Consider the following 24065-nt stretch of genomic DNA (forward strand, 5'->3'; position numbering starts at 1 on the left):
CTGCCAAGCGACAATCGACGCTGCCCCTGATGATCCGACGATCGGGGTGTGTCGGCAGCGGCCTCGTTCTGAAGCATTCGGACATCTGAGCGAAGGCCACCGTTCGTTTTGAAGGACAAACCCTTTAGTCGCCGCGCGGATTTCTCATCACGCGCAGCCTCCGAGCTCATCCTCGATGTGGACCCGGATGATCTCGTCGAAATTTTTCTCCGCGGTAAAGCCGAGGGCGGTGGCGCGTTTTGCCTCGAAACCGGGCGCCCAGCCCGCAACCATTTTCATGATCATCTCGTCCGGTACCCGACGAATGAGGTTTACCGCTCTTTCGCCCCCCACCCGGCGGAGCGCATCGATCTGCTCGCCGACGGTCGCACTGACGCCCGGCATGGAAAGATTGCGATGCGGGCCGACCTGATCGAGATCCATATTCGCCGCATGGACGAGGTATCCGACGGCCGAGCGAGGCGACGTATGCCAGTGGCGCACGTCATCCGACACGGGCAGGATCGCCTCCTGCCCGATCAACGGCTCCCGCAGAATGTTGGAAAAGAAGCCGGATGCGGCCTTGTTCGGTTTGCCGGGCCTGATGCACACGGTCGGCAGTCGAATGCCGATGCCCTCGAAGAAACCGCGGCGGGTGTAGTCCGAAAGAAGCAGCTCTGAAATGGCCTTCTGGGTGCCATAGCTGGTAAGCGGCGTCAGGTGGAAATCATCGGGAATGGGGAATGGCAGCGGGGCACCCGCGACAGCGATGGACGACGTGAAGACGACCCGCGGCCTGTAGCCGTCCTCGCCATTTGCGAGGCGGATCGCATCGAACAGGTAGCGGGTGCCATCCAGGTTGACCCGGTAGCCCTTTTCGAAATCGAGTTCAGCCTCCGCCGAAACGATCGCGGCAAGGTGGAAGATCACGTCGGGGCGGGTCCTGATGAGTTTTTCAGCCTCGCCCGGCATCGAGAGGTCGGCATCGCTCGACACCACGGAGCCGGAAACCCCCTGTGGGTGCTCGGGCTTCACGACGTCGACGAGGGTCAGCTTGTCGATCGGCTTGCCGAGAATGCCGCCCTCCGCAATGAGACGCGCCGTCAGTTTGCGGCCTACCATCCCGGCCGCGCCTATGATCAGAATATGCATGCTTCCTCCCGTCTCGACCCGAGGCGACGACTGCCCGGATACGCTAATATTTATATTGTACGGTTGTCTGATAACCTTATATGCTTCCGTTGAAAACAGGATAGTTGTGCGCCGAGACAAGGCGCAGAGCAAATCAAACTATCCAGCCAAGGGACGGATCTTCCAAAGGAACCACCGAGAATGACGAGCCTGCAAACTGACCCGTCCGGAGAGCATCGCCTCCTCCTGCGATCGATGCTTGGCGAAGACCTTGTCTTGACGGATGCGGATGCGATGGCGCGGTATTGTCGCGACTGGCACGGCGACGTCACGAGTTCGGCGGTTGCCGTCCTCAGGCCGCGGTCGACGGAAGACGTGGCCGCTTGCGTCAAAGCCTGCCGTGAACTCGGCCTCGCGGTTGTCCCGCAGGGAGGCAATACCGGCCTGGTGCTGGGCGCTATCCCGGATATGCCGGAGCGTCAGGTCGTTCTCAGCCTCGAACGCATGAACCGCATCCGCAAGATCGACGCCGACGACTTTTCCGCCGTCGTCGAGGCGGGCTGCATCCTGTGGGAACTGAAGGAAGCTATCGCCGCAGAGGGGATGTTCTTTCCGCTGGCACTCGGTGCGCAGGGAAGCTGCCGGATCGGCGGCAATATTTCGACCAATGCCGGCGGCATCAACGTGCTCCGATACGGCATGACGCGCGAACTGGTGCTGGGCCTGGAGGTCGTCCTGCCGGACGGCACGATTTTCGACGGGCTTTCAACGCTCCGGAAGGACAATCGCGGCATAGATCTAAAGCAGCTCTTCATCGGCGCCGAGGGAACGCTCGGCATCGTCACCGCCGCATCGATCAAGCTGACGCCCTATCCGGATCAGGTTACGACCGCCCTTGTCGGTCTCGCATCCCTGGAGGATGCGATCACCCTCTATCGCCGTGCCCGGCGCGACTGCAGCGACCTGATGTCAGCCTTCGAATTCATGCCGCCGCTTGCCTTCACGCTCGCCCGTGAGGCCATTCCGGACCTGCCGATCCCGATGGCGACCGATTATCCCTGCTATGTCCTCATGGAAGTATCCGGCTCGGGCCTCGTCGATATCGACAACCTGATGCAGCGGTTCCTCGAAGGGGTCATGGAAGATGGCATCGTCGTCGACGGCGCGATTGCCTCGTCACAGGCGCAGGCGAGAAACCTTTGGCTGATTCGTGAAGGAATGAACGAGGGTCAGGCGAAACGTGGAGTTCATATGCGCAGCGACGTTTCGGTTCCGCTCTCCAAGGTACCTTCCTTTGTCGCCGAGGCCGAAAAGGCGATCCACGAAGCGCTGCCCGATTGCGTCTGTGTCTCCTACGGTCATGTCGGAGATGGAAATGTTCATCTCAACGTTCTGCCGTCCGTGGAACTGCCCCATCAGCAGCGGCTCGAAAGGATCTATCAGTCGAAAACGATCCTGAACCAGGTGCTGGATCGTTTCCACGGCAGCCTCAGCGCCGAACATGGCATCGGCCGGCTCAAGCGGGCGGATTTCGATGCACGCCTCCCCGAAACCAAGCGCCGACTGCTGACGGCTATCAAGAATGCCATCGATCCTGACATGGTGATGAACCCGGGCTGCCAGTTGAATTTTACCGGGAAGTCGTAGAAGAGCGTCACAAGGGGAGAGCCGGCGCCGTGGTAATGGACTTCAGCCAGATCAGACGAAACGAACACCTGCCCGCCCGGATCGCGTCGCAGATCGGACGCGAGATCAGCGACGGCCGGATAACGGCCGGCGAAAAATTGCCCACCGAACATATTCTGGCAAAGACCTTTGGCGTCAGCCGGTCTGTCGTGCGCGAGGCGATCGCGCAGCTTCGCAATGAGGGCCTGGTCGAGACCCGGCAGGGTGTCGGAGCGTTTGCCACCGATATCGAGCACCGCCATTCGATTCGCATCGAACAGGGCAATCTCGCCCACCGAGCCAGTTTTCAAAGCCTGTTTCAGCTGAGGCTGCCACTGGAGATCGAAGCTGCCGGTCTCGCCGCGGTCAATCACACGGACGAAGACCTTGTGAGGCTCGACGAAGCGCTCGAGCAGATGACGGGCGGAGAGAAGTGGACCGAAAAAGGCATTCTCGCCGACCTCGCCTTTCATCGCCAGATCGCGGCTTCCACGCATAACGAATACTTCCTGCTATTCATCGGTTTCATCGCGGAGCGAATTCATCTTGCCATCAATACGGCTCGGGAGGCAGCCGTATTGACGGAAATCGTCGAGGTGACGATCGCCGAACATGTCGCGATCCGCGACGCCCTCGCGAGCCGCGATCCGGTCCGTGCCCGGGAAGCGATGCGCCATCATCTCCACGGCGCGGCAAGCCGCCTCGACCTTCAATTGGAGGTTTATTGGGGTGTCGGCCGGGGCTCAAGTTAGATCGATCCAGCGATTTCCTGAAACAGGCCAAGGGCCGCTGGACAGCGGGTAAAACTGTCTTTAGAGATACCGCAGGTGGAGGGTTGTCAGACATCCTGACAATTGAGGGGGCGCTGGAGAGGTCTTTGCGATGGAGGAGAGGCTGATCGCATATCAAATAGGAAACCGCATCGTGACGTCCAGCCTGCCGCTTGAGCCGCTGGTCGATGAAGCGGATCATCGGGGCAAATGCCCGGAGCGGAGCTTGAGGTTGTCGACGGTGACGAAGACGCTCGCCCGGCGCGGGCGTTTGTAGGAATTCGGGAGGGGAATATGCAAAAGGCAATCGATCTATTTTTTAAGGCATTGGAAGTCCTATTGATCCTGCTGCTTTCAGCAATGGCGATCATGGTGTTTGCCAATGTGGTTCTTCGCTACGCCTTCAATTCCGGCATGTCCGTCTCTGAGGAATTGTCCCGCTACTTCTTCGTCTGGCTGAGCTTCGTCGGCGCAGTCGTCGCCTTTCGCGAACATGGTCACCTTGGCGTCGAAAGTGTCGTGGCGCTTTTCGGCCGCAAGGGCCGGCTCGTCTGCATGATCCTGTCTAACCTCATCATCCTCGCTTGCTCGATGATCTTTTTCTGGGGGACCTGGCAGCAGTTCGACATCAACGCCAGCATGAGCGCGCCGGTGACCGGCATTTCGATGATCTGGGTCTACGGCATCGGCCTGTTTACCGGCGCCGGCTTGTCGCTGATCGCGCTGGAGCGGCTGTTCCGCTATGTCACCGGCCGCGCGACGGCGGAGGAGATCAGCATCTTTGCCGGTGAAAACCTGACGATCGAGCAGATGGCGGAGCGTACCTGATGACACTTATCGTATTCATCGTATCGCTTCTCGGAGCCATGGCGATTGGCGTGCCCGTCGCGTTCTCACTGATGTTCTGCGGCGTCGTGCTCATGTGGTACATGGACATGTTCAACACCCAGATCATCGCCCAGAACATGATCGCCGGTGTCGACACCTTTACCCTGCTTGCCATTCCATTCTTCATCCTGGCCGGTGAGCTGATGAACTCCGGCGGCCTGTCGCGCCGCATCATCGATTTCGCGATTGCCTGTGTCGGCCATATCCGCGGCGGCCTCGGCATTGTCGCGATCATGGCAGCCGTCATCATGGCCAGCATTTCGGGCTCGGCCGCTGCCGATACGGCAGCCCTTGCCGCCATCCTTATCCCGATGATGGCGAAGGCTGGCTATAACGTGCCCCGTTCCGGCGGTCTTATAGCGGCGGGCGGCATTATCGCGCCGATCATTCCGCCGTCGATGGCCTTTATCGTATTCGGCGTCGCGGCCAACGTGTCGATTACCCAGCTTTTCCTCGCCGGCATCTTTCCCGGCATCCTGATGGGCGCGGCGCTGGTCATCGCCTGGCTGATCACCGTGCGCCGGGACAAGGTCCAGCCGTTACCGAAAGCGCCGATGAGCGAGCGGCTGCATGTGACCGGCAGGGCCGCTTGGGCGCTCGGCATGCCGGTGATCATTCTTGGCGGCATCAAGGCCGGCATCATGACGCCGACCGAAGCTGCGGTGGTTGCCGCCGCCTATGCGCTCTTCGTCGGCATGGTCATCTATCGGGAGCTTAAACCGAGCGAACTGCCGCGTGTCATCCTGCAGGCTGCCAAGACCACATCGGTCATCATGTTCCTGGTGGCTTCGGCACTGGTGTCCTCATGGCTGATCACCGCCGCCAATATTCCGTCCGAGATCGTCGGTTATATCGAGCCGCTGATCGACCGTCCGATGCTGCTGATGTTCGCCATCATGATCCTGGTGCTGGTCGTCGGCACGGCGCTCGATCTGACGCCGACCATCCTGATCCTGACGCCGGTCCTGATGCCGATCGTCAAGCAGGCGGGAATTGATCCGGTCTATTTCGGGGTGCTGTTCATCATGAACAACTCCATCGGCCTCATCACTCCGCCGGTCGGCGTCGTATTGAACGTGGTCAGCGGCGTAGCGCGCATTCCGCTTGGCAAGGTGACGGCCGGGGTCTGGCCGTTCCTGATTGCCGAAACGATTGTGCTGTTCCTGCTGGTCCTGTTTCCAGACCTCGTGCTCGTGCCTGCACGCTGGCTCCATTAAACCTGTCTCAAGCTCATCCATGGGAGGATAATATGAGAAAACTGTTACTGACGACCACCGCCCTTGCCATCGCATGCGCGTCGGCCGTACCGGCCTTCGCCGAATTCAAGGCGCGCAACATCCGCGTCTCGAACGGCATCAATGCCGACCATCCGGTTGGAAACGGCATCAATGCGATGCAGAAATGCCTGGACGAGAAGTCTGGCGGCAAGATGAAGTTGACCGCCTTCTGGGGCGGCGCACTCGGCGGCGACCTGCAGGCCACCCAGGCGCTGCGTTCCGGCGTCCAGGAAGCCGTGGTGACGTCGTCGTCGCCGCTGGTCGGCATCGTCCCCGCCCTCGGCGTTTTCGATCTGCCCTTCCTCTTCGGCAACGCCCAGGAAGCCTACAAGGTCCTCGACGGCAAGTTCGGCGACATGATGAACCAGAAGCTCGACGCTGCCGGCCTCGTCAACCTCGCCTATTGGGAAAACGGCTTCCGCAACCTGTCGAACTCGGTTCGCCCCGTCACCAAGTGGGAAGACTTCTCGGGGATGAAGGTTCGCGTCATGCAGAACAACATCTTCCTCGATACCTTCCAGAACCTCGGCGCCAACGCCACCCCGATGGCTTTCGGCGAAGTCTTCTCGGCTCTCGAAACCAAGGCGATCGACGCGCAGGAAAATCCCTACGTGACGATCGACACGTCGAAGTTCTTCGAAGTGCAGAAATATGTCACGGAGACGAACCACGCCTACACGCCATTCCTCTTCCTGTTCTCCAAGGCGATATTCAACACCTATGCGCCGGACGAGCAGGCAGCCTTGCGCGCCTGCGCAGTCGTCGGACGCGACGTGGAGCGCCAGGTGATCGGCGATTTGAACAAGAAGTCGCTCGAGAAGATCAAGGCGGCTGGCCTGCAGGTCAACACGCTGTCGCCGGAAGAGCAGCAGCGCATCCGCGAAAAGTCCGCGGTCGTCTATGAGAAGCACAAGGCTGAAATCGGCGCCGAGGTGGTCGATAACATTGTCGCCGAGCTCAAGGAAGTCCGCAAGAAGTAAGCCGAAGGCTTTGCGCGACAGCGACCATTTGGGAAAGCCCGCGAGCGATCGCGGGCTTTCTCTATTCGGGAATGGCGGGAAGCACGCTCTGGCGCTTCTTGAGCATTTGTTCGCGGATGAAGATGAAGAGGCCGGAAGCGACGATCAGGGCTGCCCCGATCATCATGCCGAGCCTCGGCATATCGCCGAAAAACATCCAGCCGAAGATCACCGCCCAGAGCAGCAACGTATATTGAAGCGGCGCGACGGTCGCAGCATCGGAGATCTTGAGGGCGCGGTTGACCAGCATATGCGCCGCCATGGCGACGATGCCGAGCAGTCCGAGCAGAACAAGGTCACGGTTCGACGCGATCGGCGACCAGTCCAAGGGCGCGAAGGCGAGGCCGGCGATGCCGGCGCCAACGACCTGGAAAAACACCAGCGCACTATCCGGCGTACCGCGCAGGAAACGTCCGGAAATCAGCATGAAGGCAAACGCGGCGCTGCCGACGATCGAAATGACCGCCGGCATGCTGAACATGGCGCTCGAAGGTTCGAGCGTGATGATGACGCCGACAAAGCCGACGGCAATCGCCGTCCAGCGTCGCCAGCCGACCTTCTCGCCAAGCAGAAAGGGCGAGCAGGCCGCGACATAGATCGGCGCCGCCAGCCAATAGGTCATGACGTCAGCGAGCGGCAGATACATGACCGCATAATAGAAGCAGAACACCTCAGCCGTCGAAAATGCCACGCGGAAGAACTGCATGCCGGGCCGTTCGACGGTCAGCAGATTGCTAAAACCTGCCTTCCAGACCATCGGCACCAGGATGATCAGCGCCGCAAGGCTGCGGATCAGGACAACCTGACCCAGCCCATAATTCGCGACGAGCCATTTGCCCATGGCGTCGTTCAAGGCAAACATCAACATGCCGAGAAGCATCAGCATCGGGCCGGTCATGCTCGCGGTTCTGAGCATGGTCGCCGAGGATATCGTCATTTCAGTCGCACCTTAGAAAATGGAGGCGTCGGACGTCCGCCGGCTGACGGTGAAGGCACGATCGAGCTCAGGGTTGAGCTCCAGCCCAAGACCCGGACCTGGCGGAACAGTAATCATGCCGTTCTTCACCTCCGGCAGCGCCGTCACCAGATCGCGATACCACGTCCTGTAGAACGCGCGCACGCTTTCCTGCACCAGTGCATTCGGCGCGTTGAGAGACAGATGGGTGGACGCGCAGAGAACGACCGGGCCGGTGCAGTCGTGCGGCGCGACCGGCAGATGCCAGGCTTCCGCCATGGACGCGATCTTGCGGGCTTCCGAAAGGCCGCCGCACCAGGAAATGTCGAGCATGACGATGCCGGCGACGCCGGTTTCCAGGTAGTCGCGAAATCCCCAGCGGGTCGCGAGCGTCTCCGAGGCTGAGATCGGCGCCGGCGATACGTCCGCATAACGCTTCAGGCTCGACAGGCTGTCCATCTTGATCGGATCTTCATGCCAGAAGGTCTGGTAAGGGGTCAGGGCCTTGGCGATCTGCATGGCCGGCAGGAGCTGCCACATGGAATGGAACTCGACCATGATATCCATCCTGTCGCCAACGGCCTTGCGGATCTTCTCGAAAGGCTGAAGCGCAAGCTTCAGGTCCGGCATCGAGATATACTGGCCCTTCGTCCTTTCCGCAGCCGCGTCGAACGGCCAAATCTTCATCGCCGTGATGCCCTCCTCGAGCAGCGACAAGGCCAGTTCGTCGGCACGATGCAGAAAGCCGTTCAAATCGTCGTAAGCTGTGCCGCCGGTCAGACCGTAGTTGGCGGTCGCCTGGCCGGTGGCCTTCTTGATATATTCCGTGCCGGCGCAGGTATTGTAGGTGCGGATTTCCCTACGGCTGAAGCCTCCGAGCAGTTGGGCGATCGGCTGGTCCGTGACTTTTCCGAAAATGTCCCAGAGGGCGATATCGAACGCCGAATTGCCCCGCACTTCCGCGCCTGAGGATCGAAACCCGATATAACCGACCAGTTCCTGCGCCAGGAGGTCGATCTGGAGCGGGTCGCGGCCGATGACCCTTGGAGCGACATATTCGTGGATGTAGCTCTCCACGGTCTCGGCGCCGAAAAAGGTTTCGCCGAGGCCGGTAATTCCCTCGTCGGTGTGGACAAGGACCCACAACAGGTTCGCACGCTCTGCGACGCGCACAGTTTCAAGCTTGGTGATTTTCATGTTTCCTCCCTTGGCGAAATTCAACCACAGGCCGCGGTCTTTGGTAAGGCAGGATTTGCATTTTCCCGCCCGCAGAACACCACGACCTGGGCTGGGCAAAATCAGCCTATTGCGCCGTTGACAAAATGTCGACAAAGTGATGACATATTCTTATCAAGGCAAGGGTGAGGCAGGTGACGGAAAAACCGAAAGAAATTCGGGGCCGCCATACATGGGAGAGCAGGCAGATGACGGTGAGCGTGGCTGCCGACAGCTGCCGTGCCAAACGTCATGAGCATCTTATGGATCCCGCCGTCGACGCCCTCATTCGAGCGGCCTGCGCCGCCATTATCCGGTAGGAGTTCCCCGAGTGACGCCAACCGCCCCCACCCCGCTTCTGGCCGTGGATGACCTTTCGGTCGAGTTCGGCGCCTCCCGCGTCATCGAGAACCTGAGCTTTTCCGTTTCGGCCGGCCAGACCGTCGCGATCGTCGGCGAGTCCGGTTCGGGCAAGTCGGTGACCTCGCTGTCGATCATGCGGCTTGCCGATATGCTCGGCGCCAACTACCCGACCGGCCGCATCCTGTTCCAGACATCAGGCGGCGAGATCGATCTCCTGAAACTCGACCAGAAGAAGATGCGCAGCATTCGCGGCAAGGAGATCTCGATGATCTTCCAGGAGCCGATGACCTCGCTCAACCCGGTCTTCACGATCGGCGATCAGGTGGCCGAAATCCTGAAACTGCACGAGGGCAAGTCGAACAGCGCAGCACTTGCCGAGGCGAAGCGGCTTCTCGACATGGTGCGGCTGCCGGATGCGGCGGAACTGCTGACCCGTTATCCGCACCAGCTTTCCGGTGGCATGCGCCAGCGCGTGATGATCGCCATGGCACTTGCCTGCCGGCCCAGGCTGCTGATCGCCGACGAGCCGACCACCGCGCTCGACGTCACCATCCAGGCGCAGATCCTCAATATCCTGCGCGACCTGCAGAAGGAACTCGGTGCCGCCGTCATCTTCATCACCCATGACATGGGCGTCGTCGCCGAGATGGCAGACGACGTGGTCGTGATGTGGAAGGGCAAGGCGGTGGAAAAGGGCAAGGCGCTCGACATTTTCGAGAAACCCATCAATGCCTATACCCGCACGCTGCTCGCGGCGGTGCCAAAGCTCGGCAGCATGACCGGCGAGGAGTTTCCCAAGCGCCTGCCGTTGACCGTGCTCGAAGGTGGAGAGCCGAAGCTTTCGGGCATCGAACGCATCCAGGATACCGCCCGCTATGACGCCGATCCGCTGCTGTCGGTGCGCGATCTCGTGGTGCGTTTCGACATCAAGAAGGGCCTGCTCGGCAAGGTCACACACCGCGTCCATGCCGTGGAAAAGGTCTCTTTCGACATCCATCCAGGCGAGACGCTGGCGCTGGTCGGCGAATCCGGATCGGGCAAGTCGACGATCGGCCGCACCATCCAGCAGCTTCAGAAGGCAACGGCGGGCAATATCACCTTCTCGGGCAAACCATTGTCAGCGATGAGCATGGCCGAGCGCCACAACCTGCGCCGGGACGTGCAATATATCTTCCAGGACCCGTTCGCCTCGCTCGATCCGCGCAAGACGGTGGGCTTCTCGATCGCCGAGCCGATCCGCACCCACGGCCTTCTCGACAGCGAGAAGGAGATCGCAAAAACCGTCGATGCCCTGCTCGAGCGGGTCGGCCTCACCTCCGCGCACGCCCGCCGTTATCCGCACGAGTTCTCCGGCGGCCAGCGCCAGCGCGTTTGCATCGCCCGCGCGCTCGCCTCGAAACCGAAGCTGATCATTGCCGATGAGGCACTGTCCGCACTCGATGTCTCGATCCAGGCGCAGATCATCAACCTGTTCATGGATCTGCAGGAAGAGCGTGGCCTCGCCTACCTCTTCATCAGCCATGACATGGCCGTGGTCGAGAAGATGAGCCACCGAGTGGCGGTTCTCTATCTGGGCCAGATCATGGAATTCGGCAATCGCCGCCAGATCTTCGAAACGCCGTCGCACGACTATACGCGCCGGCTTCTGTCGGCCGTGCCGGTCGCCGATCCGCGCCGGCGCAAGCCGCTGGCGATGATCGAGGGCGACATTCCGAGCCCGATCAGGGCTGTTGGGAACGAACCGGTGCTTCTCGCCCGGGAGGAAATCGCGCCAGGCCACTACGTGGCGCGCGGTGCATGACGATTTGACATTCGGTTTTTCAACAGGAGCAAAAACGATGATAAAAATGCAGAGGGGTTTGCGGACGGCATTTGTGGCGATGGCGCTCGCAGGCGTCGCATTCGCGCCGGTCTCGGCTCTCGCGGCCGGCAAGCTGACCGTGTCTTCGCCGCAGGATCCGGGCAGCTGGGATCCGATCGACACATTCCTGGTCAACTGGGCCTCTGTCTCGACCAATATCTTCGACGGCCTTACCTATCGCGGCCCCGACCTGAAGCTCGTCCCGGGTCTTGCGACCTCCTGGGAAGTGCTCGACAACGGCATGCGCATCCGCTTCAAGCTGCGTGAAGGCGTCAAATTCCACAATGGCGAGGCCTTCAATGCCGATGCGGTGAAGTTCACCTTCGACCGCCTGCTCGGCCCGGAAGGCGCCAAGGGGCCGCAGCAATCCAACTACAATTCGATCGGCAGCGTCGACGTTGTCGATGCCAACACGATCGACATGAAGCTGAAGGTGGCCGATCCGGTCATCCTGACGAAGCTTGCCGGTTACGGCGGCATGATCGTGCCGCCGAAATACATCACCGAAAAGGGCGATGCCTATTTCAACGCCCATCCGGTCGGCACCGGCGCCTTCAAGTTCGTTTCCTACGAGCCGAAGGTGAACATCGTTCTCGCCGCCAATGCCGATTACTTCGGCGGCGCGCCGAAAATCTCGGACCTCGAATATAAGTTCATCTCCGAGCCGGCGACAGCCGTTGCCGAACTCCAGGCCGGCCGCGTCGACCTCGTCATTCCGCCGACCATTCCGATCGGCATGATCCCGACCATCCAGGGCAATGCCAAGCTTGCCGTGGTCACCTCGCCGGGCCCGACGGTCTATGCGCTGCGCTTCAACACGCGCGACGGCATCACCAAGGATCCGAAGGTTCGCCAGGCGCTGATCATGGGGGTCGATCGCGATGCGATCATCAAGTCGATCCTCGGCGGCCAGGCACAGCCGATCGCAAGCTTCCAGGGGCCGCTGTCCTTCGGCTTCGACAAGGCCATGAAGCCGCTTCCCTACGATCCGGTCAAGGCACAGGCTTTGCTGAAGGAAGCCGGCGTCGCGCCGGGCGCTGCCGTACAAATCGACCTTCGCGGCAACGAAGCGACCTTCATCGAAGTCGCCCAGGCGATCTCCGCCTATCTGCAGACGATCGGCATCACCGCGACGATCAAGCCCTATGAGACCAACGTTCTCCTGAACGACATCATTCCGGGCGGCAAGACCGGCGCGATGTTCCAGCAGTCCTGGGGCGGCTGGACGCTCGACTACGACAACACGGCCGTCGCCATGTACCATACCGGCGAAAAGTGGAACCCCTACGACAGCGACCCGAAGATGGACGAACTGCTTGCCAAGCAGCGCACCATCACCAATGTCGCCGAGCGCGAGAAGGTTCTGCAGGAAATCGCCCATTACGCAGCAGACCGGGCGCTGGAAATGCCGCTCTACAACTTGAACGCCATCTTCGGCATCAGCAAGCGCGTGAAGAACTTTACGCCGGTGCCGGACAGCCGTTTGAAGTTCACCGACGTCACCGTCGACTAAGACTTCGCGGAGCCGCCGCCTTCGAGTGGAGGCGGCGGCTCCGACAAGAAAACGAGGAACGAGAGATTGGCCGTATTCCTGGTAAAACGCCTTTTGCAGGCGATTTTCGTCGTGATTGCCGTGACGCTGACGGTCGCTTTCGCGATCCGCCTCACCGGTGACCCGGCGCTGATGCTGACGCAAGGCGCCGGCAGCGTCACCGAGGCCGATCTCGTGCGCATCCGCGAGGGTCTCGGCCTCAACGAACCGTTCTTCGTTCAGTACCTGAATTTCCTGAAGGGCATCTTCACGCTCGATTTCGGCAAGAGCTTTCTGGGCGGCACGCCGGTGTCGCTGCTGATCGGCAAGGCGCTGCCGGCGACGCTGGCGCTCGCTTTCACCTCGCTGTTCGTCTCGATCGTCATTTCCATTCCGCTCGGCATCAAGGCCGCCACCGCGCGTGGCAAGTGGGCCGACCAGATGATCCGCATCCTGTCGCTCGTCGGCCTGTCCTTCCCCAATTTCTGGCTGGCCACCATGCTCGTGCTGCTGTTCGCGATTGCAGTGCCGCTGCTTCCGCCAAGCGGCATGGACGGATTTGAAAGCTTCATCCTACCGGCCGTCACCATGGGCATCATCCTGACGGCGACCAATGTCCGCCTCGTGCGCACCACCATGCTGGAGACGCTGCGCTCGCAATATATCATGGTCGCCCGTGCCAAGGGCCTCAGCGAAAACGCGGTGCTCTACAAGCACGCGCTGCGCAACTGCGCCATTCCGCTGATCACCTATTTCGGCCTGCAGTTCGGCGGCCTGCTTGGCGGTATCGTCGTCGTCGAACGCGTCTTCAACTGGCCGGGCCTCGGCACGCTCGCCTTCGATGCCGTCGGCGCCCGTGATTATCCGGTGCTGCAGGCGGTCATCACCGTCCTGTCGCTGATGATCATCGGCATCAATCTCATCGTCGACATCGCCTACGGCCTCGTCGATCCCCGTATCCGGACGGAGTGAGAGCCATGGCCTCGCGCACTGCTTCCTCGAATTTCCTGAAGCTCGAATTTGTCCTCGGCGCCCTGCTGGTCGGCGTGATCGGCCTTGCCGTCATCTTCTCCGGCGTGATCTTTCCCGGCGGCGCCGACAAGATCGACCTGATGTCGCGCCTCGTGCCACCCTTCGTCAGGCCGGCACATGTCTTCGGCACCGACCCGCTCGGGCGCGACGTGCTTGCGCGCGTCATGGCCGGCGGCAAGATCTCGCTTCTGGTCGGCTTCGTCTCCGTCGCCGGCGGCGTCACGATAGGTGTCTTCATGGGCCTGATCGCCGGTTATTACCGTGGCATCTGGGACATGCTGGTGATGCGTTTTGCCGATATCCAGCTGGCGCTCCCCTTCATCCTGCTCGCCATCACCTTCATCGCCATCGTCGGTGGCGGGCTGACGAACACCATCATCCTGCTGATCGTCTCGCAATGGGTGCAATATGCCCGCCTGGTGCGCGGCTCTGTGCTGACGCTGCGCGAGCGCGAATTCATCCTTTCGGCCCGTGCCATCGGGGTCAAGAACTGGCGCATCATCGTCCAGCATCTGCTGCCCAACCTGATCGGCCCGGTCATCGTGCTGATGACGCTCAACGTCGCCACCAACATCCTGCTCGAATCGAGCCTCACCTTCCTCGGCCTCGGCATCGATCCGACCATTCCGAGTTGGGGCGGCATGCTCGCCGAAGGCCGCACCTATCTGCAGACCGCCTGGTGGGTCAGCGTCTTCCCGGGCCTTGCCATCCTCCTCACCGTCCTTGGCCTCAACCTCCTCGGCGACTGGCTGCGCGACAGTCTCGATCCCACAGGCAGAACCTCCGCATGACACTGATCCACGAACAGCAGGTCGAGCGCACGCTCGATGCCCTCGTCGCACGTTTTTCCGGCACCAAGGGCACGAAGATCGAAGCCTGGGTTTTCGACGACGAGAAGAGCCGCAGGCAGGCCGAAGCGAAGCTCGCCGCCACCGGCGTCGAGGCGAAGTTCCGCAGCGCCTATAAGCCCCTGCTGCATTTCCTCCTCGAAGAGGTCGAGCTCGACAACCTCTCGGCCCTGCACATCGTTTATCCGGTTCACACGGCCTGCCCGAAAAACCGTTTCCTGCTCGAGGCCTATCCTCTGGCCGGTCTTGTAAACGAAGCGCGGCTGACCTTCGAAGCGGGGGCTGAAGATGCCTTTTACGCTCTGACGCTGACCGCAAAGGACGGCAGCACCGAAGCCCATAAGGTTTTTGCGCCGAACCGGCTCCACACCGATTTCATCGGCGAAACGCTGCTGTCGCCGACCGGCTGGCTGTGCCTCGACGGGGGGGCCGGCGAACGGCTGGAGACTGACTACGAGCTCCTGTTCTCCTCGGCCGTCGAAGCCATCGCGGCGCATGATTGGGGGGCGACGGAGCCTTATTTCGACGAGCTCAACATCGCCGTCACCCTGCCGGCCGAAGACCGGCGTCTGGCCGTGGGCGAAGAGGCTGTCAGCCTGCGCGAGGCGCTGCACGAGGATTTCTATTTCTCGCTTCTCGAAGTCTTCCAGAAAAAGGCCGGCCGGCCGATCGGCGACCGCGGCCTGCAGCCGGGCCAGATCATCCCGGAAATCCGCGACGGAGAAACCGTCTCCGTCCGCATCGAAACACGGGCACTGTGGACCTCCGAGGCCGTGACCGAGCCGCAGCGCCTTGCCTCCGCCGTGTCGCCGGTCTCGGTGGCGCAGATCCGCCGGGAACTCGCCGCGATCGATGGCGTCGCCTTCCAAGCCCTCTCGCGGACCGGCCGTGCCGTGGAGGCCCGCTATCACGCCGGCGGCGACAAACCCGTCATCATCAGCGGCGGCCAGCATGCCAACGAGACGACCGGCATCGTCGGGGCGCTGCGCGCCGCGCAGACGCTTCACTCAAGGCCAAATTCGCATTTCGTCATCTCGCCGCTCGAAAATCCCGACGGTTATCAGGTGCATTGGCGCCTTCGCACTGACAACCCGCTGCACATGCATCATGCGGCGCGCTACACCGCGCTCGGCGACGATCTCGAATACCGCTCCGGCAAGGAGCTCTTCGAAAAGGCGATCCGCATCGAGGCGGAAAGCCTGAGCGGCGCCAAGCTGCACGTCAACCTGCACGGTTATCCCTCGCATGAATGGACGCGGCCGCTTTCCGGCTACGTGCCGCGCACATTCGCCATGTGGACGGTGCCGAAGGGCTTTTTCCTCATCATGCGCCATCACGCCGAATGGACCGCTCAGGCGAAAATCCTGATCGACCGCGTCAGCCGCCACCTCGCCGCCATTCCCGGCCTCGTCGCCTATAACGCGGCCCAGATCAGGCTTTTCGAAACCCATGCCGGCGAGACCGGCTTCCGCATCATCAACGGTTTCCCCTGTCTGATCTCGATAGACGACCGCCACACGGTTCCGCTGACGCTGATCACCGAATATCCGGACGAAACCATCTATGGCTCGGCCTTCATCCAGGGTCACACGGCGCAGATGGAGACCGTGCTTGCCGCCTATGATGCGATCCAGGCGATCGAGGAACCGGCCGCGAGCCCGCAACCTTCGGCATAGTTATTTCCGGCAAACACTCGGCACGCATTTCCTCTTGCTTATCCGGCAAGAGGTGTTAAACGTTTAACGGTAAAACGTTTAACAGTGAGGCTGCGGTGTCCCGCAAACGTGCAACGCTCAAGGAAGTCGCCGAACGTGCAGGCGTTTCGATCGCCACCGTGTCGAACGTTTTCAGCGGCCGCAAGCCGGTGAACGACGATCTGCGCGAGAAGGTCGAGCAGGCTGCGAAGGACCTGTCCTTCCAGATCGACCGCGCCGCTTCGCAGCTGAAATCCGGCAAGGCCCGGGTGGTCGGCGTCCTCGTGCCGGATCTGGACGACACGTTCTTCACCTCGCTCATCTCGCGCATCGAGGTGATGGCATTGAAGGACGGTTACGACGTCATCGTCGCGAGCTCGCGAGACGACCGGCAACTGGAGGAATCCAGGCTGCAGACGCTGCTCGGCTGGCGGCCTTCGGGCATTATCGCCGTGCCCTGCTCCGATACGATACCGGCAGCACTTGCCCGCGAAGTTGGGCATCTGCCGACCGTGCTCGTCGACCGTGTGATCCCGCAATCGGCCGCCGCCGATACGGTGACGATCGACAATTTCGAGGCGGGAGAAATCGCCGGCCGTTATCTCGTCGAGATGGGCCATACCGATATCGTGCTTGCCGCCTCGCATCTCGATATCGCGCCGATCCGCGAGCGTGTCCGCGGCGCGACGTCGATCGTGCGCGAGATGATCGGCCGCGAGCCCGTGGCGATCGCGCTCGGCTCCAATGCCGAACGGGGCGCCGAAATCTTCGCCCACTGGCTCGAACGCCATCCTTTGCCTTCGGCGGTCTTTGCCCTGACCAACGTCACCACGCTTGCGGTCCTCACCGCGCTCGCAAGGCAGCGGATCGACATTCCCGACCAGGTCTCGATCATCGGCTTCGACGACTACACATGGATGAGCGCCCGCAAGACGGCCCTGACCGCGATCCGGCAGCCGGTCGACGGGATCGCCCACCTTGCCTGGGAACGGCTGCAGAAGCGCATGCGGGGCGATGCCTCGGCGCCGTCGCCGAGCATTCTCAACACCAGCCTTCAGGTCCGGGATTCGACCCGCCGCCTCGTGTCACCGCCCGTGGAGGGGCTTCTGAAAGTTGTGGAGGAACAGCCGGCCGATACGCCGGACAAGGTCAAGGAGCGACCGAACCGCATCCACTAGGCGTCGGGCAAGAACGCCAGTCAAAGACTACGCTCGCATGGGAGGAGCATTTTGCGTTTGAACAAGATCACCGAGGTCGTGCCATTCCTGGCGCCGGTACAGATACTGATCCTCAGTGTCATCGTCATACCGTCGTTTTATGTCGTATGGCTCAGCCTGCATGCCTCCAGTTTCGGGCAGTCCGCGACTTTCGTGGGCCTTCAGAACTATATCAAGGTGCTGACCGATCCGGCCTTCCTGCTGGCGCTCGGCAACACCGTCCTCATCGTCATCTTCGCAGTCCATCTGGAACTGGCGCTCGGGCTTGGAATGGCGCTGCTGTTTGCAAGCGGCCTGCCGTGCCGGCGCGTTCTCCTTGTTGCGGTCCTGGCGCCCTATGCCGTCAGCGAAGTCATCGCCGTCGCCATGTGGCGTTTCCTGTTCGATCCGGATGTCGGTCCGGTCACCGCCATGCTGACATGGCTCGGGCTGCCGATGCTCGACTGGTCCTTCGAGCCGTCTCACGCGCTGATCATGATCGGCCTGCTGACCATCTGGCTGCACCTGCCCTTCACCTTCATCATTCTTTATGCGGCGCGCCTGGCGATCCCGAAGGATCTCTACGAGGCGGCCCGCATCGACGGCGCCAAACCTTTCGATGCCTTCCGCCGCGTGACGATACCGCTGCTCGGGCCGGCGATCGTCGTGGCGCTGCTGTTCCGCTATATCTTCGCCTTCCGCATCTTCTCGGAAGTCTGGCTGATGACCCAGGGCGGGCCTGCCCGTTCGACGGAGGTCGTCGCGGTCTATCTCTATCAGGAGGCGTTCAGCTTCAACGCCTTCGGCACGGCGGCCGCCACCGCCTGGATCATGGTGCTCGCGTCGCTGCTTCTGGCGACCGGTTATGTCTTCCTCCTTCGCAAGCAGGTGGCCGGCAATGCGCACTGACAAGCTCGCCATCGGCCTTGGAAAAACAGTCGCGGTCGCGGTCATCCTCGTCTGGTCGCTGTTTCCGATCGCCTTCCTCGTTTTGTCGTCGTTCAAGCCCGGCCAGGACATTTTCGCCGTGCCGCCGAAACTCGTCTTTTCGCCGACAGTGCAGCACTATGTCGAACTCTGGAACGGCTGGGGCGTGTTCTTTTCCGGACTTCTGAACAGCACCATCATCACTGCCGGTGCGACCATCATCGCGATCACCACCAGCACGGCGGCGGGTTACGTCTACTCGCGCTATAGCAGCCGGATGCTGGATGCGAGCGTGATGTTCCTGATCATCGTGCGCCTCATTCCGCCGATCGTGGTGACGCTGCCGCTGTTTCCGATCATCAACGCGATCGGCCTCAACGACACGCATATCGTGCTGATGGTGCTTTACGCGACCTTCTTCGTGTCGCTCGGCACGGTGCTGATGCGCACCTTCATCGACCAGATTCCGCGTGAACTCGACGAAGCGGCCCAGATCGATGGCGCCAAGCGGCTGACGATCTTAAGGCGCGTCATCGTGCCGCTCGCGGCACCCGGCATTCTCGCGGTCGCCGTCTTCGTCGTCGTCTTTGCCTGGAATGAGTTCCTGTTCGCCTTCATCTTCACCGCGACCAAGGCCAAGACCGCACCGCTGGTGATCTCCGAAATGATCGGATCGATCGACGGCGTCGACTGGGGCGTGCTGTTTGCGGCGTCCACCGTCCAGCTCATACCGGTTCTGCTCTTCGTCATCTTCATGAACCGCTATCTCGTGGCCGGCCTCACCGCCGGCGCGACCAAGGGTTAGTCACCAGGGTTATTCAACTGTCTGCAAGGGAGGGAAATCATGTCAGACAAATCGCTTACCAACATCACACGGCGCGGCTTCTTAGGCACCGCGATGGGAGGAGCGGCGATGCTCGCCGCAGGGCCGTCGTTTGCGGCGGGCAAGACGCTCAACGTCTTGAGCCACAAGGTGCACCAGACGGTGCTCGGCACCGGCGACGGTGACCTGCTCAAGGACTGGCGCGCGACAAACGATGCAGACGTCGTCTGGACGACGTTCGATTCCAATCCGCTGCAGGATCGCCTGTTCCGCGAGGCGAGCCTCAGCGCTACCGATTTCAATGTCGGTTACATCGTCGACAATCGCCCGACCAAGCAGATCGCCGCGATGTTCGAGCCGCTCGATGCCTATCTCAAGAAGGATGCCATCGAGGACTTCGGCGATATCGCACCGGGCCTCGTGCAAGGCATGACCGTCGACGGCAGACTGATCGGCATTCCGGTCCGCCACGCGACCCAAGGCCTCTTCTATAACGAAGCGCTCCTCGAAGAGCAGGGCATCACCGCGCCGCCGACGACGCTCGAAGAACTGGTGGAGCAGGCCCAGAAGCTTACCTTCACCTCCAAGGCCGGCACGCCGGTCGCCGGCATGGTGCTGGCAAGCGACCTCGCCGTCTTCCCGGTCATGTTCGCCCGCGCCTTCGGCGGCGATTTCATCAACGCCAAGTTCGAACTGCTGCCGAATCCAGAGGCCATGGAAAAGGGCCTGACCATCCTTCGCAAGATGTTCGAGGGCGGCGCCCTGCCGCGCAGCTACGCGACCACCAAAAACGACGACCAGGTGACCTGGCTGCAGCAGGGCCGCGCCGCCTTCACCGTGCTGCCCTTCGCGCGCTTCGCTCAACTCAACAACAAGGAACAGAGCAAGTACCCCGGCAAGATCAAGGCGATCGAATTCCCGATCTCGGCGGGCCTCAAGGGCAAGATGCCGATGTCCTCGATCGTCGAGGCCTGGGGCATGGTCATCCCCGCGAACTCCAAGGACAAGGACCTGTCCTGGAAGTTCATCAAGGAAGTCTCCAGCAAGCGCGCCACGCTCGGCATGGCCAAGAATGGCAATGGCCCGGTCCGCGTCTCCACCTATGCAGACCAGTCCTTCGCCGCGAACAGCCCGGTCGCCGCCGTCGAGGCCGCGGTGCTGAAGAATGCTCGCGGCGCCTTCCCGCCCTTCCCCGAAGCGGCACGCGCCCAGTCGATCTTCCTGGAGGAAGTCCAGCTCGCTGTCCTCGGCCGCAAGGAGGTCAAGGAAGCAGTGGCCTCGATCGCCACGCGCGTGAAGCCCCTGCTTCAGGCCTGAACATTTGTGAAGACCGTCCGGGCGCCAGCCGCCCGGACGTCGGATATCGCCGAAATTAGCATGATTGATGCGGGACCCTGAAGGTCCATCCACGAAAGAGACAAGGACAATGTTGAACACCACCAGTCGATCGATCCAGGAGCCCGCCCGGGCAACCCCCATCATGGCGGAATATGACGTGCTCGTTATCGGCGGCGGACCGGCCGGCCTGACCTCGGCGCTCGCCGCCGCGGAAGACGGGCTTCGGGTGGGACTTATCGAAAGCCGCAGCTTCGTCGGCGGCAACATGACCATCGGCCTTCCGGTCCTCGGTTTCCTCGGCCAGAAGGGCAACCAGATCATCGAAGGCCTGCCACAGAAATTCATCGACCGCCTCAAGGCACGCGACGGCGCCAGCGAACACCGGCCCTGCCCGCTCCACATGGGCATCACGCTGGTCGAACCGGAAGCAGTGAAGACCGTGGCGCTCGAAATGCTGACGGAAGCGGGCGTCGAGGTGCTGTTTTACACCTTCTGCGCCGGCGTCGTGATGGACGGCGACATGATCCGCGGGGTCATCACCGAGAGCAAGAGCGGCCGCGGCGCGATCCTCGGCAAGGTCGTCATCGACTGCACCGGTGACGCGGACGTCGCCTATCGCGCCGGCGTCCCCTGCGAGAAGGGCAACGAAAATGGCGGCATGCAGCCGCCAACGCTGATGTTCTGCATAGCCGGCGTCGATACCGAAAAGCTGCGCCTCAGCATCGCCAACCAGCCGCCACAGGCACGCACCTATCTCACCGACTTCATCCCGGCGGAGTATTTCGGTCAGAACAATCAGTTCATCGTGGTTGGCCTGCGCGAGCTGATCATCAAGGCGGAGGCCGAGATGGGTCTGAAGATCGCCAATGAACGCACGATCATCATCACCGGCCTGAAGGCCGGCGAAGTCTGGATCAACATGACCCGCGTCAAGGGCGTCGATGGGACGGATGCATCCAGCCTCACGATGGGCGAAATCGAGGCCCGCGGCCAGATCGACGACATCGTCACCTACCTGATCAACTACGTCCCGGGTTTCGAGAAGGCCTATTTCACCAAGACGGCGCCTTTCCTCGGCATCCGCGAAACACGCCGGATCATCGGCGAATATGTGATGAACCAGGAGGACGTGCTCGGCTGCCGCCATTTCGACGACTCGATTGCCGTTGCCAGCTATCCGATCGACATCCACCGCCCTGCCGACGACGGCTGCACGCTGATCTGGTGCGGCGACTGCTACGACATTCCTTACCGCTCTCTCATCCCAACCAAGGTCAGCAACCTGATCGTCGCAGGCCGGGCGATTTCCACCACCCATGAGGCTATGGGCGCGATCCGCGTCATGGCGACCTGCATGGCGATGGGCGAAGCGGCAGGGCGGGCGGCAAAGATCTCGGTGCGCAGCAACCGCGCGCCGGCCGATATCGACGTCAAGGAACTCCGCCGCCAGCTGATCGCCAAGGGCGCCTATCTGCGCGTCAAGGACAGCACCGAGCGCGCAAGGGAACTGGAAGACGCCTGACCGCAAACCGGCAGGCCCGGCGGTGCACGCTGCCGGGAATGGGATGGTTTGGAACGTTTGTTTTGCCCACAGGCGGACCGTGGGCGACGGGTGCGGTCCGGTGGCTTGTCCGCCGGTGCCGTGCTCGAAGATTTCAAGGAAAGTGAGGAAGCATGGCAAGTTTGCGTCTGGCCGGGCTCAAGAAGAGTTTTGGCGCGGTGGATATCATCAAGGGCGTCAACCTCGAGATCAAGGACGGCGAATTCGTGGTGTTTGTCGGGCCTTCCGGCTGCGGCAAGTCCACGCTGCTGCGGATGATCGCGGGTCTCGAAGACATATCCGGCGGCGAGCTTTATATCGGCGACCGGCTCTGCAACGAGGTGCAGCCGCGCGAGCGCGGGATCGCCATGGTATTCCAGTCCTATGCGCTTTATCCGCATATGACCGTCTACGACAACATGGGCTTCGGGCTTTCCCTGAACAAGACGCCGAAACCCGAGCTCGATGCGCGGGTGCGCGAGGCGGCCCGTATCCTGAAGATGGAGCATCTGCTGGAGCGCAAGCCGAGCCAGCTTTCCGGCGGCCAGCGCCAGCGCGTCGCCATCGGCCGGGCGATCGTGCGCAAGCCCGGTGTCTTCCTGTTCGACGAACCGCTTTCGAACCTTGACGCAGCACTTCGCGTGGACATGCGCATGGAGCTTGCCAAGCTGCATCGCGACCTGGGGGCGACGATGATCTACGTCACCCACGACCAGATCGAAGCGATGACGCTTGCCGACAAGATCGTCGTGCTCGACGGCGGCCTGGTGCAGCAGGTCGGCTCGCCGATGGAACTCTACAAGAACCCGGCAAACAAGTTCGTGGCAGGCTTTATCGGTGCGCCGAAGATGAATTTCCTGCCCGTGAAGGTGCAGTCGGTCGCCGGCGATACTGCGATGGTCGCCTCCGATACGATGTCCCCGATCCCGGTCAAGGGAAGAGGCTTTTCGGTTGGTGATCCGGCTTGGCTCGGGATCAGGCCGCAATTCCTGAAACCTGGCCCGCCGACGGACGGCGAAGGAGCTCTTCGCGGGCGCATTGCGCTGGTCGAGCGTCTGGGAACCGAGACGATCATCGCGGTCGATACCGCCGAAAACGAGCGCGTGGTCGCCGCAATCCCGGTGGATGTGGAACTGGCGTTCGGGGATGCCGCCGAGTTTCAGTTCAACCCGCAGGCTGCGCATCTGTTTCACTGATCGGGGCACAAGCCAAGCCGGGCCACGGCAATCGGCTCCAACGCGGCTCCCATACCGACTGTAATAATATTGAAGCAAGGAACGACATGAGACAGGATCTTTCCGGAAAGGTGGCCGCAGTGACCGGTGCGGCGTCGGGCATCGGCCTCGAATGCGCCCGAGCCCTGTTGGCCGAAGGCGTCAGCGTCGCACTTGTCGACAGGGCGGGCGATACGCTCGATAAGCTATGCTCTGAACTGGGGCCGAACGCCTTTCCGCTGGCGATCGATCTGACCGATTCCTCCAGCGTCGCAACGATGATGCCGCGCATCCTCGACCGGTTCGGCAAGCTCGATATCTTCCACGCCAATGCCGGCGCCTATATCGGCGGAGAGGTGGTCGAGGGCGACCCGGATGCCTGGGACCGCATGCTCAATCTCAACATCAATGCCGCCTTCCGTTCCGTCCAGGCCGTGCTGCCGCATATGGTCGAGCGCAAGACCGGCGACATCATCATGACCAGCTCGATTGCCGGCCTGGTGCCGGTCGTCTGGGAGCCGATCTACACCGCCTCCAAACATGCGGTGCAGGCGTTCGTTCACACCGTGCGGCGCCAGGTCGCCAGACACGGCATCCGCGTCGGCGCGGTCGCACCCGGGCCTGTCATCACCGCATTGATCAGCGATTGGCCCCAGGCGAAACTCGATGAGGCGATCGCGGCGGGAGGTTTGATGGAGGCGACGGAAGTCGCCGAAGCCGTGATGTTCATGCTCTCGAGACCCCGCAACATCACTATTCGCGATCTCGTCATTTTGCCTCTCAGCACGGATCTCTAGTC

20 protein-coding genes are annotated in these 24065 nt (G+C 61.7%); 17 read left to right on the plus strand and 3 right to left on the minus strand.

Going from position 1 to position 24065, the window contains the following annotated elements:
* Positions 1 to 147: 147 nt before the first annotated feature.
* Positions 148 to 1131 (minus strand): D-erythronate dehydrogenase, encoded by a 984-nt coding sequence (denD, locus tag MOV63_RS02235; RefSeq protein ID WP_247031344.1) that lies wholly within the window; start codon positions 1129 to 1131, stop codon positions 148 to 150.
* Between the two features lie 180 nt (positions 1132 to 1311).
* Between denD and MOV63_RS02240 the strand changes: the two genes are divergently transcribed.
* The 5 genes from MOV63_RS02240 (at position 1312) to MOV63_RS02260 (ending at position 6690) form a co-directional block, all read left to right on the plus strand.
* Positions 1312 to 2757, plus strand: coding sequence for an FAD-binding oxidoreductase (locus tag MOV63_RS02240; RefSeq protein ID WP_247031346.1), 1446 nt, complete (start codon positions 1312 to 1314; stop codon positions 2755 to 2757).
* 35 nt (positions 2758 to 2792) lie between these two features.
* Positions 2793 to 3527, plus strand: coding sequence for a FadR/GntR family transcriptional regulator (locus MOV63_RS02245; RefSeq protein ID WP_041364345.1), 735 nt, complete (start codon positions 2793 to 2795; stop codon positions 3525 to 3527).
* Between the two features lie 312 nt (positions 3528 to 3839).
* Complete coding sequence (locus MOV63_RS02250) at positions 3840 to 4373, plus strand: TRAP transporter small permease (protein WP_247031348.1); 534 nt, start codon at positions 3840 to 3842, stop codon at positions 4371 to 4373.
* Positions 4373 to 5650 (plus strand): TRAP transporter large permease, encoded by a 1278-nt coding sequence (locus tag MOV63_RS02255; protein WP_247031350.1) that lies wholly within the window; start codon positions 4373 to 4375, stop codon positions 5648 to 5650. Before MOV63_RS02250 ends, MOV63_RS02255 begins: the two co-directional genes overlap by 1 nt.
* 32 nt (positions 5651 to 5682) lie before the next feature.
* Positions 5683 to 6690 (plus strand): TRAP transporter substrate-binding protein, encoded by a 1008-nt coding sequence (locus MOV63_RS02260; protein ID WP_040124369.1) that lies wholly within the window; start codon positions 5683 to 5685, stop codon positions 6688 to 6690.
* 61 nt (positions 6691 to 6751) lie between these two features.
* Here the strand turns inward: MOV63_RS02260 and MOV63_RS02265 are convergent, their stop codons facing one another.
* Positions 6752 to 7645: a DMT family transporter gene (locus MOV63_RS02265; protein ID WP_405029296.1), complete on the minus strand. Its 894-nt coding sequence runs from the start codon at positions 7643 to 7645 to the stop codon at positions 6752 to 6754.
* Between the two features lie 33 nt (positions 7646 to 7678).
* Positions 7679 to 8881: a mandelate racemase/muconate lactonizing enzyme family protein gene (locus tag MOV63_RS02270; RefSeq protein ID WP_247031354.1), complete on the minus strand. Its 1203-nt coding sequence runs from the start codon at positions 8879 to 8881 to the stop codon at positions 7679 to 7681.
* A gap of 349 nt (positions 8882 to 9230) precedes the next feature.
* Between MOV63_RS02270 and MOV63_RS02275 the strand changes: the two genes are divergently transcribed.
* The 12 genes from MOV63_RS02275 to MOV63_RS02330 all read left to right on the plus strand — a co-directional run bounded on the left by MOV63_RS02275 (position 9231) and on the right by MOV63_RS02330 (position 24063).
* The gene (locus MOV63_RS02275; RefSeq protein ID WP_247031356.1) at positions 9231 to 11063 is read left to right on the plus strand and encodes a dipeptide ABC transporter ATP-binding protein; all 1833 of its coding nucleotides are present in this window, start codon (positions 9231 to 9233) and stop codon (positions 11061 to 11063) included.
* Positions 11064 to 11100: 37 nt separating this feature from the next.
* On the plus strand, positions 11101 to 12636 hold the full coding sequence (locus MOV63_RS02280; protein ID WP_247031358.1) for an ABC transporter substrate-binding protein: 1536 nt from the start codon (positions 11101 to 11103) through the stop codon (positions 12634 to 12636).
* A 66-nt stretch (positions 12637 to 12702) separates the two neighbouring features.
* Entirely contained in the window at positions 12703 to 13626 is a 924-nt protein-coding gene (locus MOV63_RS02285; RefSeq protein WP_247031360.1) for an ABC transporter permease, read from the plus strand.
* A gap of 5 nt (positions 13627 to 13631) precedes the next feature.
* The gene (locus tag MOV63_RS02290) at positions 13632 to 14477 is read left to right on the plus strand and encodes an ABC transporter permease (protein ID WP_247031362.1); all 846 of its coding nucleotides are present in this window, start codon (positions 13632 to 13634) and stop codon (positions 14475 to 14477) included.
* A complete protein-coding gene (locus MOV63_RS02295; RefSeq protein WP_247031364.1) occupies positions 14474 to 16210 on the plus strand; it encodes a M14 family zinc carboxypeptidase in 1737 nt (578 codons plus the stop codon). Before MOV63_RS02290 ends, MOV63_RS02295 begins: the two co-directional genes overlap by 4 nt.
* A 95-nt stretch (positions 16211 to 16305) precedes the next feature.
* Positions 16306 to 17406 (plus strand): LacI family DNA-binding transcriptional regulator, encoded by a 1101-nt coding sequence (locus tag MOV63_RS02300; RefSeq protein ID WP_247031366.1) that lies wholly within the window; start codon positions 16306 to 16308, stop codon positions 17404 to 17406.
* A 57-nt stretch (positions 17407 to 17463) separates the two neighbouring features.
* Entirely contained in the window at positions 17464 to 18333 is an 870-nt protein-coding gene (locus MOV63_RS02305; protein ID WP_244447595.1) for a carbohydrate ABC transporter permease, read from the plus strand.
* Positions 18323 to 19156, plus strand: coding sequence for a carbohydrate ABC transporter permease (locus MOV63_RS02310; protein WP_247031368.1), 834 nt, complete (start codon positions 18323 to 18325; stop codon positions 19154 to 19156). Before MOV63_RS02305 ends, MOV63_RS02310 begins: the two co-directional genes overlap by 11 nt.
* 39 nt (positions 19157 to 19195) lie before the next feature.
* A complete protein-coding gene (locus MOV63_RS02315; protein ID WP_247031370.1) occupies positions 19196 to 20491 on the plus strand; it encodes an ABC transporter substrate-binding protein in 1296 nt (431 codons plus the stop codon).
* 109 nt (positions 20492 to 20600) lie between these two features.
* Positions 20601 to 22034: an FAD-dependent oxidoreductase gene (locus tag MOV63_RS02320; protein ID WP_247031372.1), complete on the plus strand. Its 1434-nt coding sequence runs from the start codon at positions 20601 to 20603 to the stop codon at positions 22032 to 22034.
* Positions 22035 to 22186: 152 nt separating this feature from the next.
* On the plus strand, positions 22187 to 23248 hold the full coding sequence (locus MOV63_RS02325) for an ABC transporter ATP-binding protein (protein ID WP_247031374.1): 1062 nt from the start codon (positions 22187 to 22189) through the stop codon (positions 23246 to 23248).
* An 86-nt stretch (positions 23249 to 23334) separates the two neighbouring features.
* The gene (locus MOV63_RS02330) at positions 23335 to 24063 is read left to right on the plus strand and encodes an SDR family oxidoreductase (protein WP_247031375.1); all 729 of its coding nucleotides are present in this window, start codon (positions 23335 to 23337) and stop codon (positions 24061 to 24063) included.
* The last annotated feature ends 2 nt before the right edge of the window (positions 24064 to 24065 follow it).

This window comes from Neorhizobium sp. SHOUNA12A (genome assembly GCF_023006505.1).
Lineage (GTDB): Bacteria > Pseudomonadota > Alphaproteobacteria > Rhizobiales > Rhizobiaceae > Neorhizobium.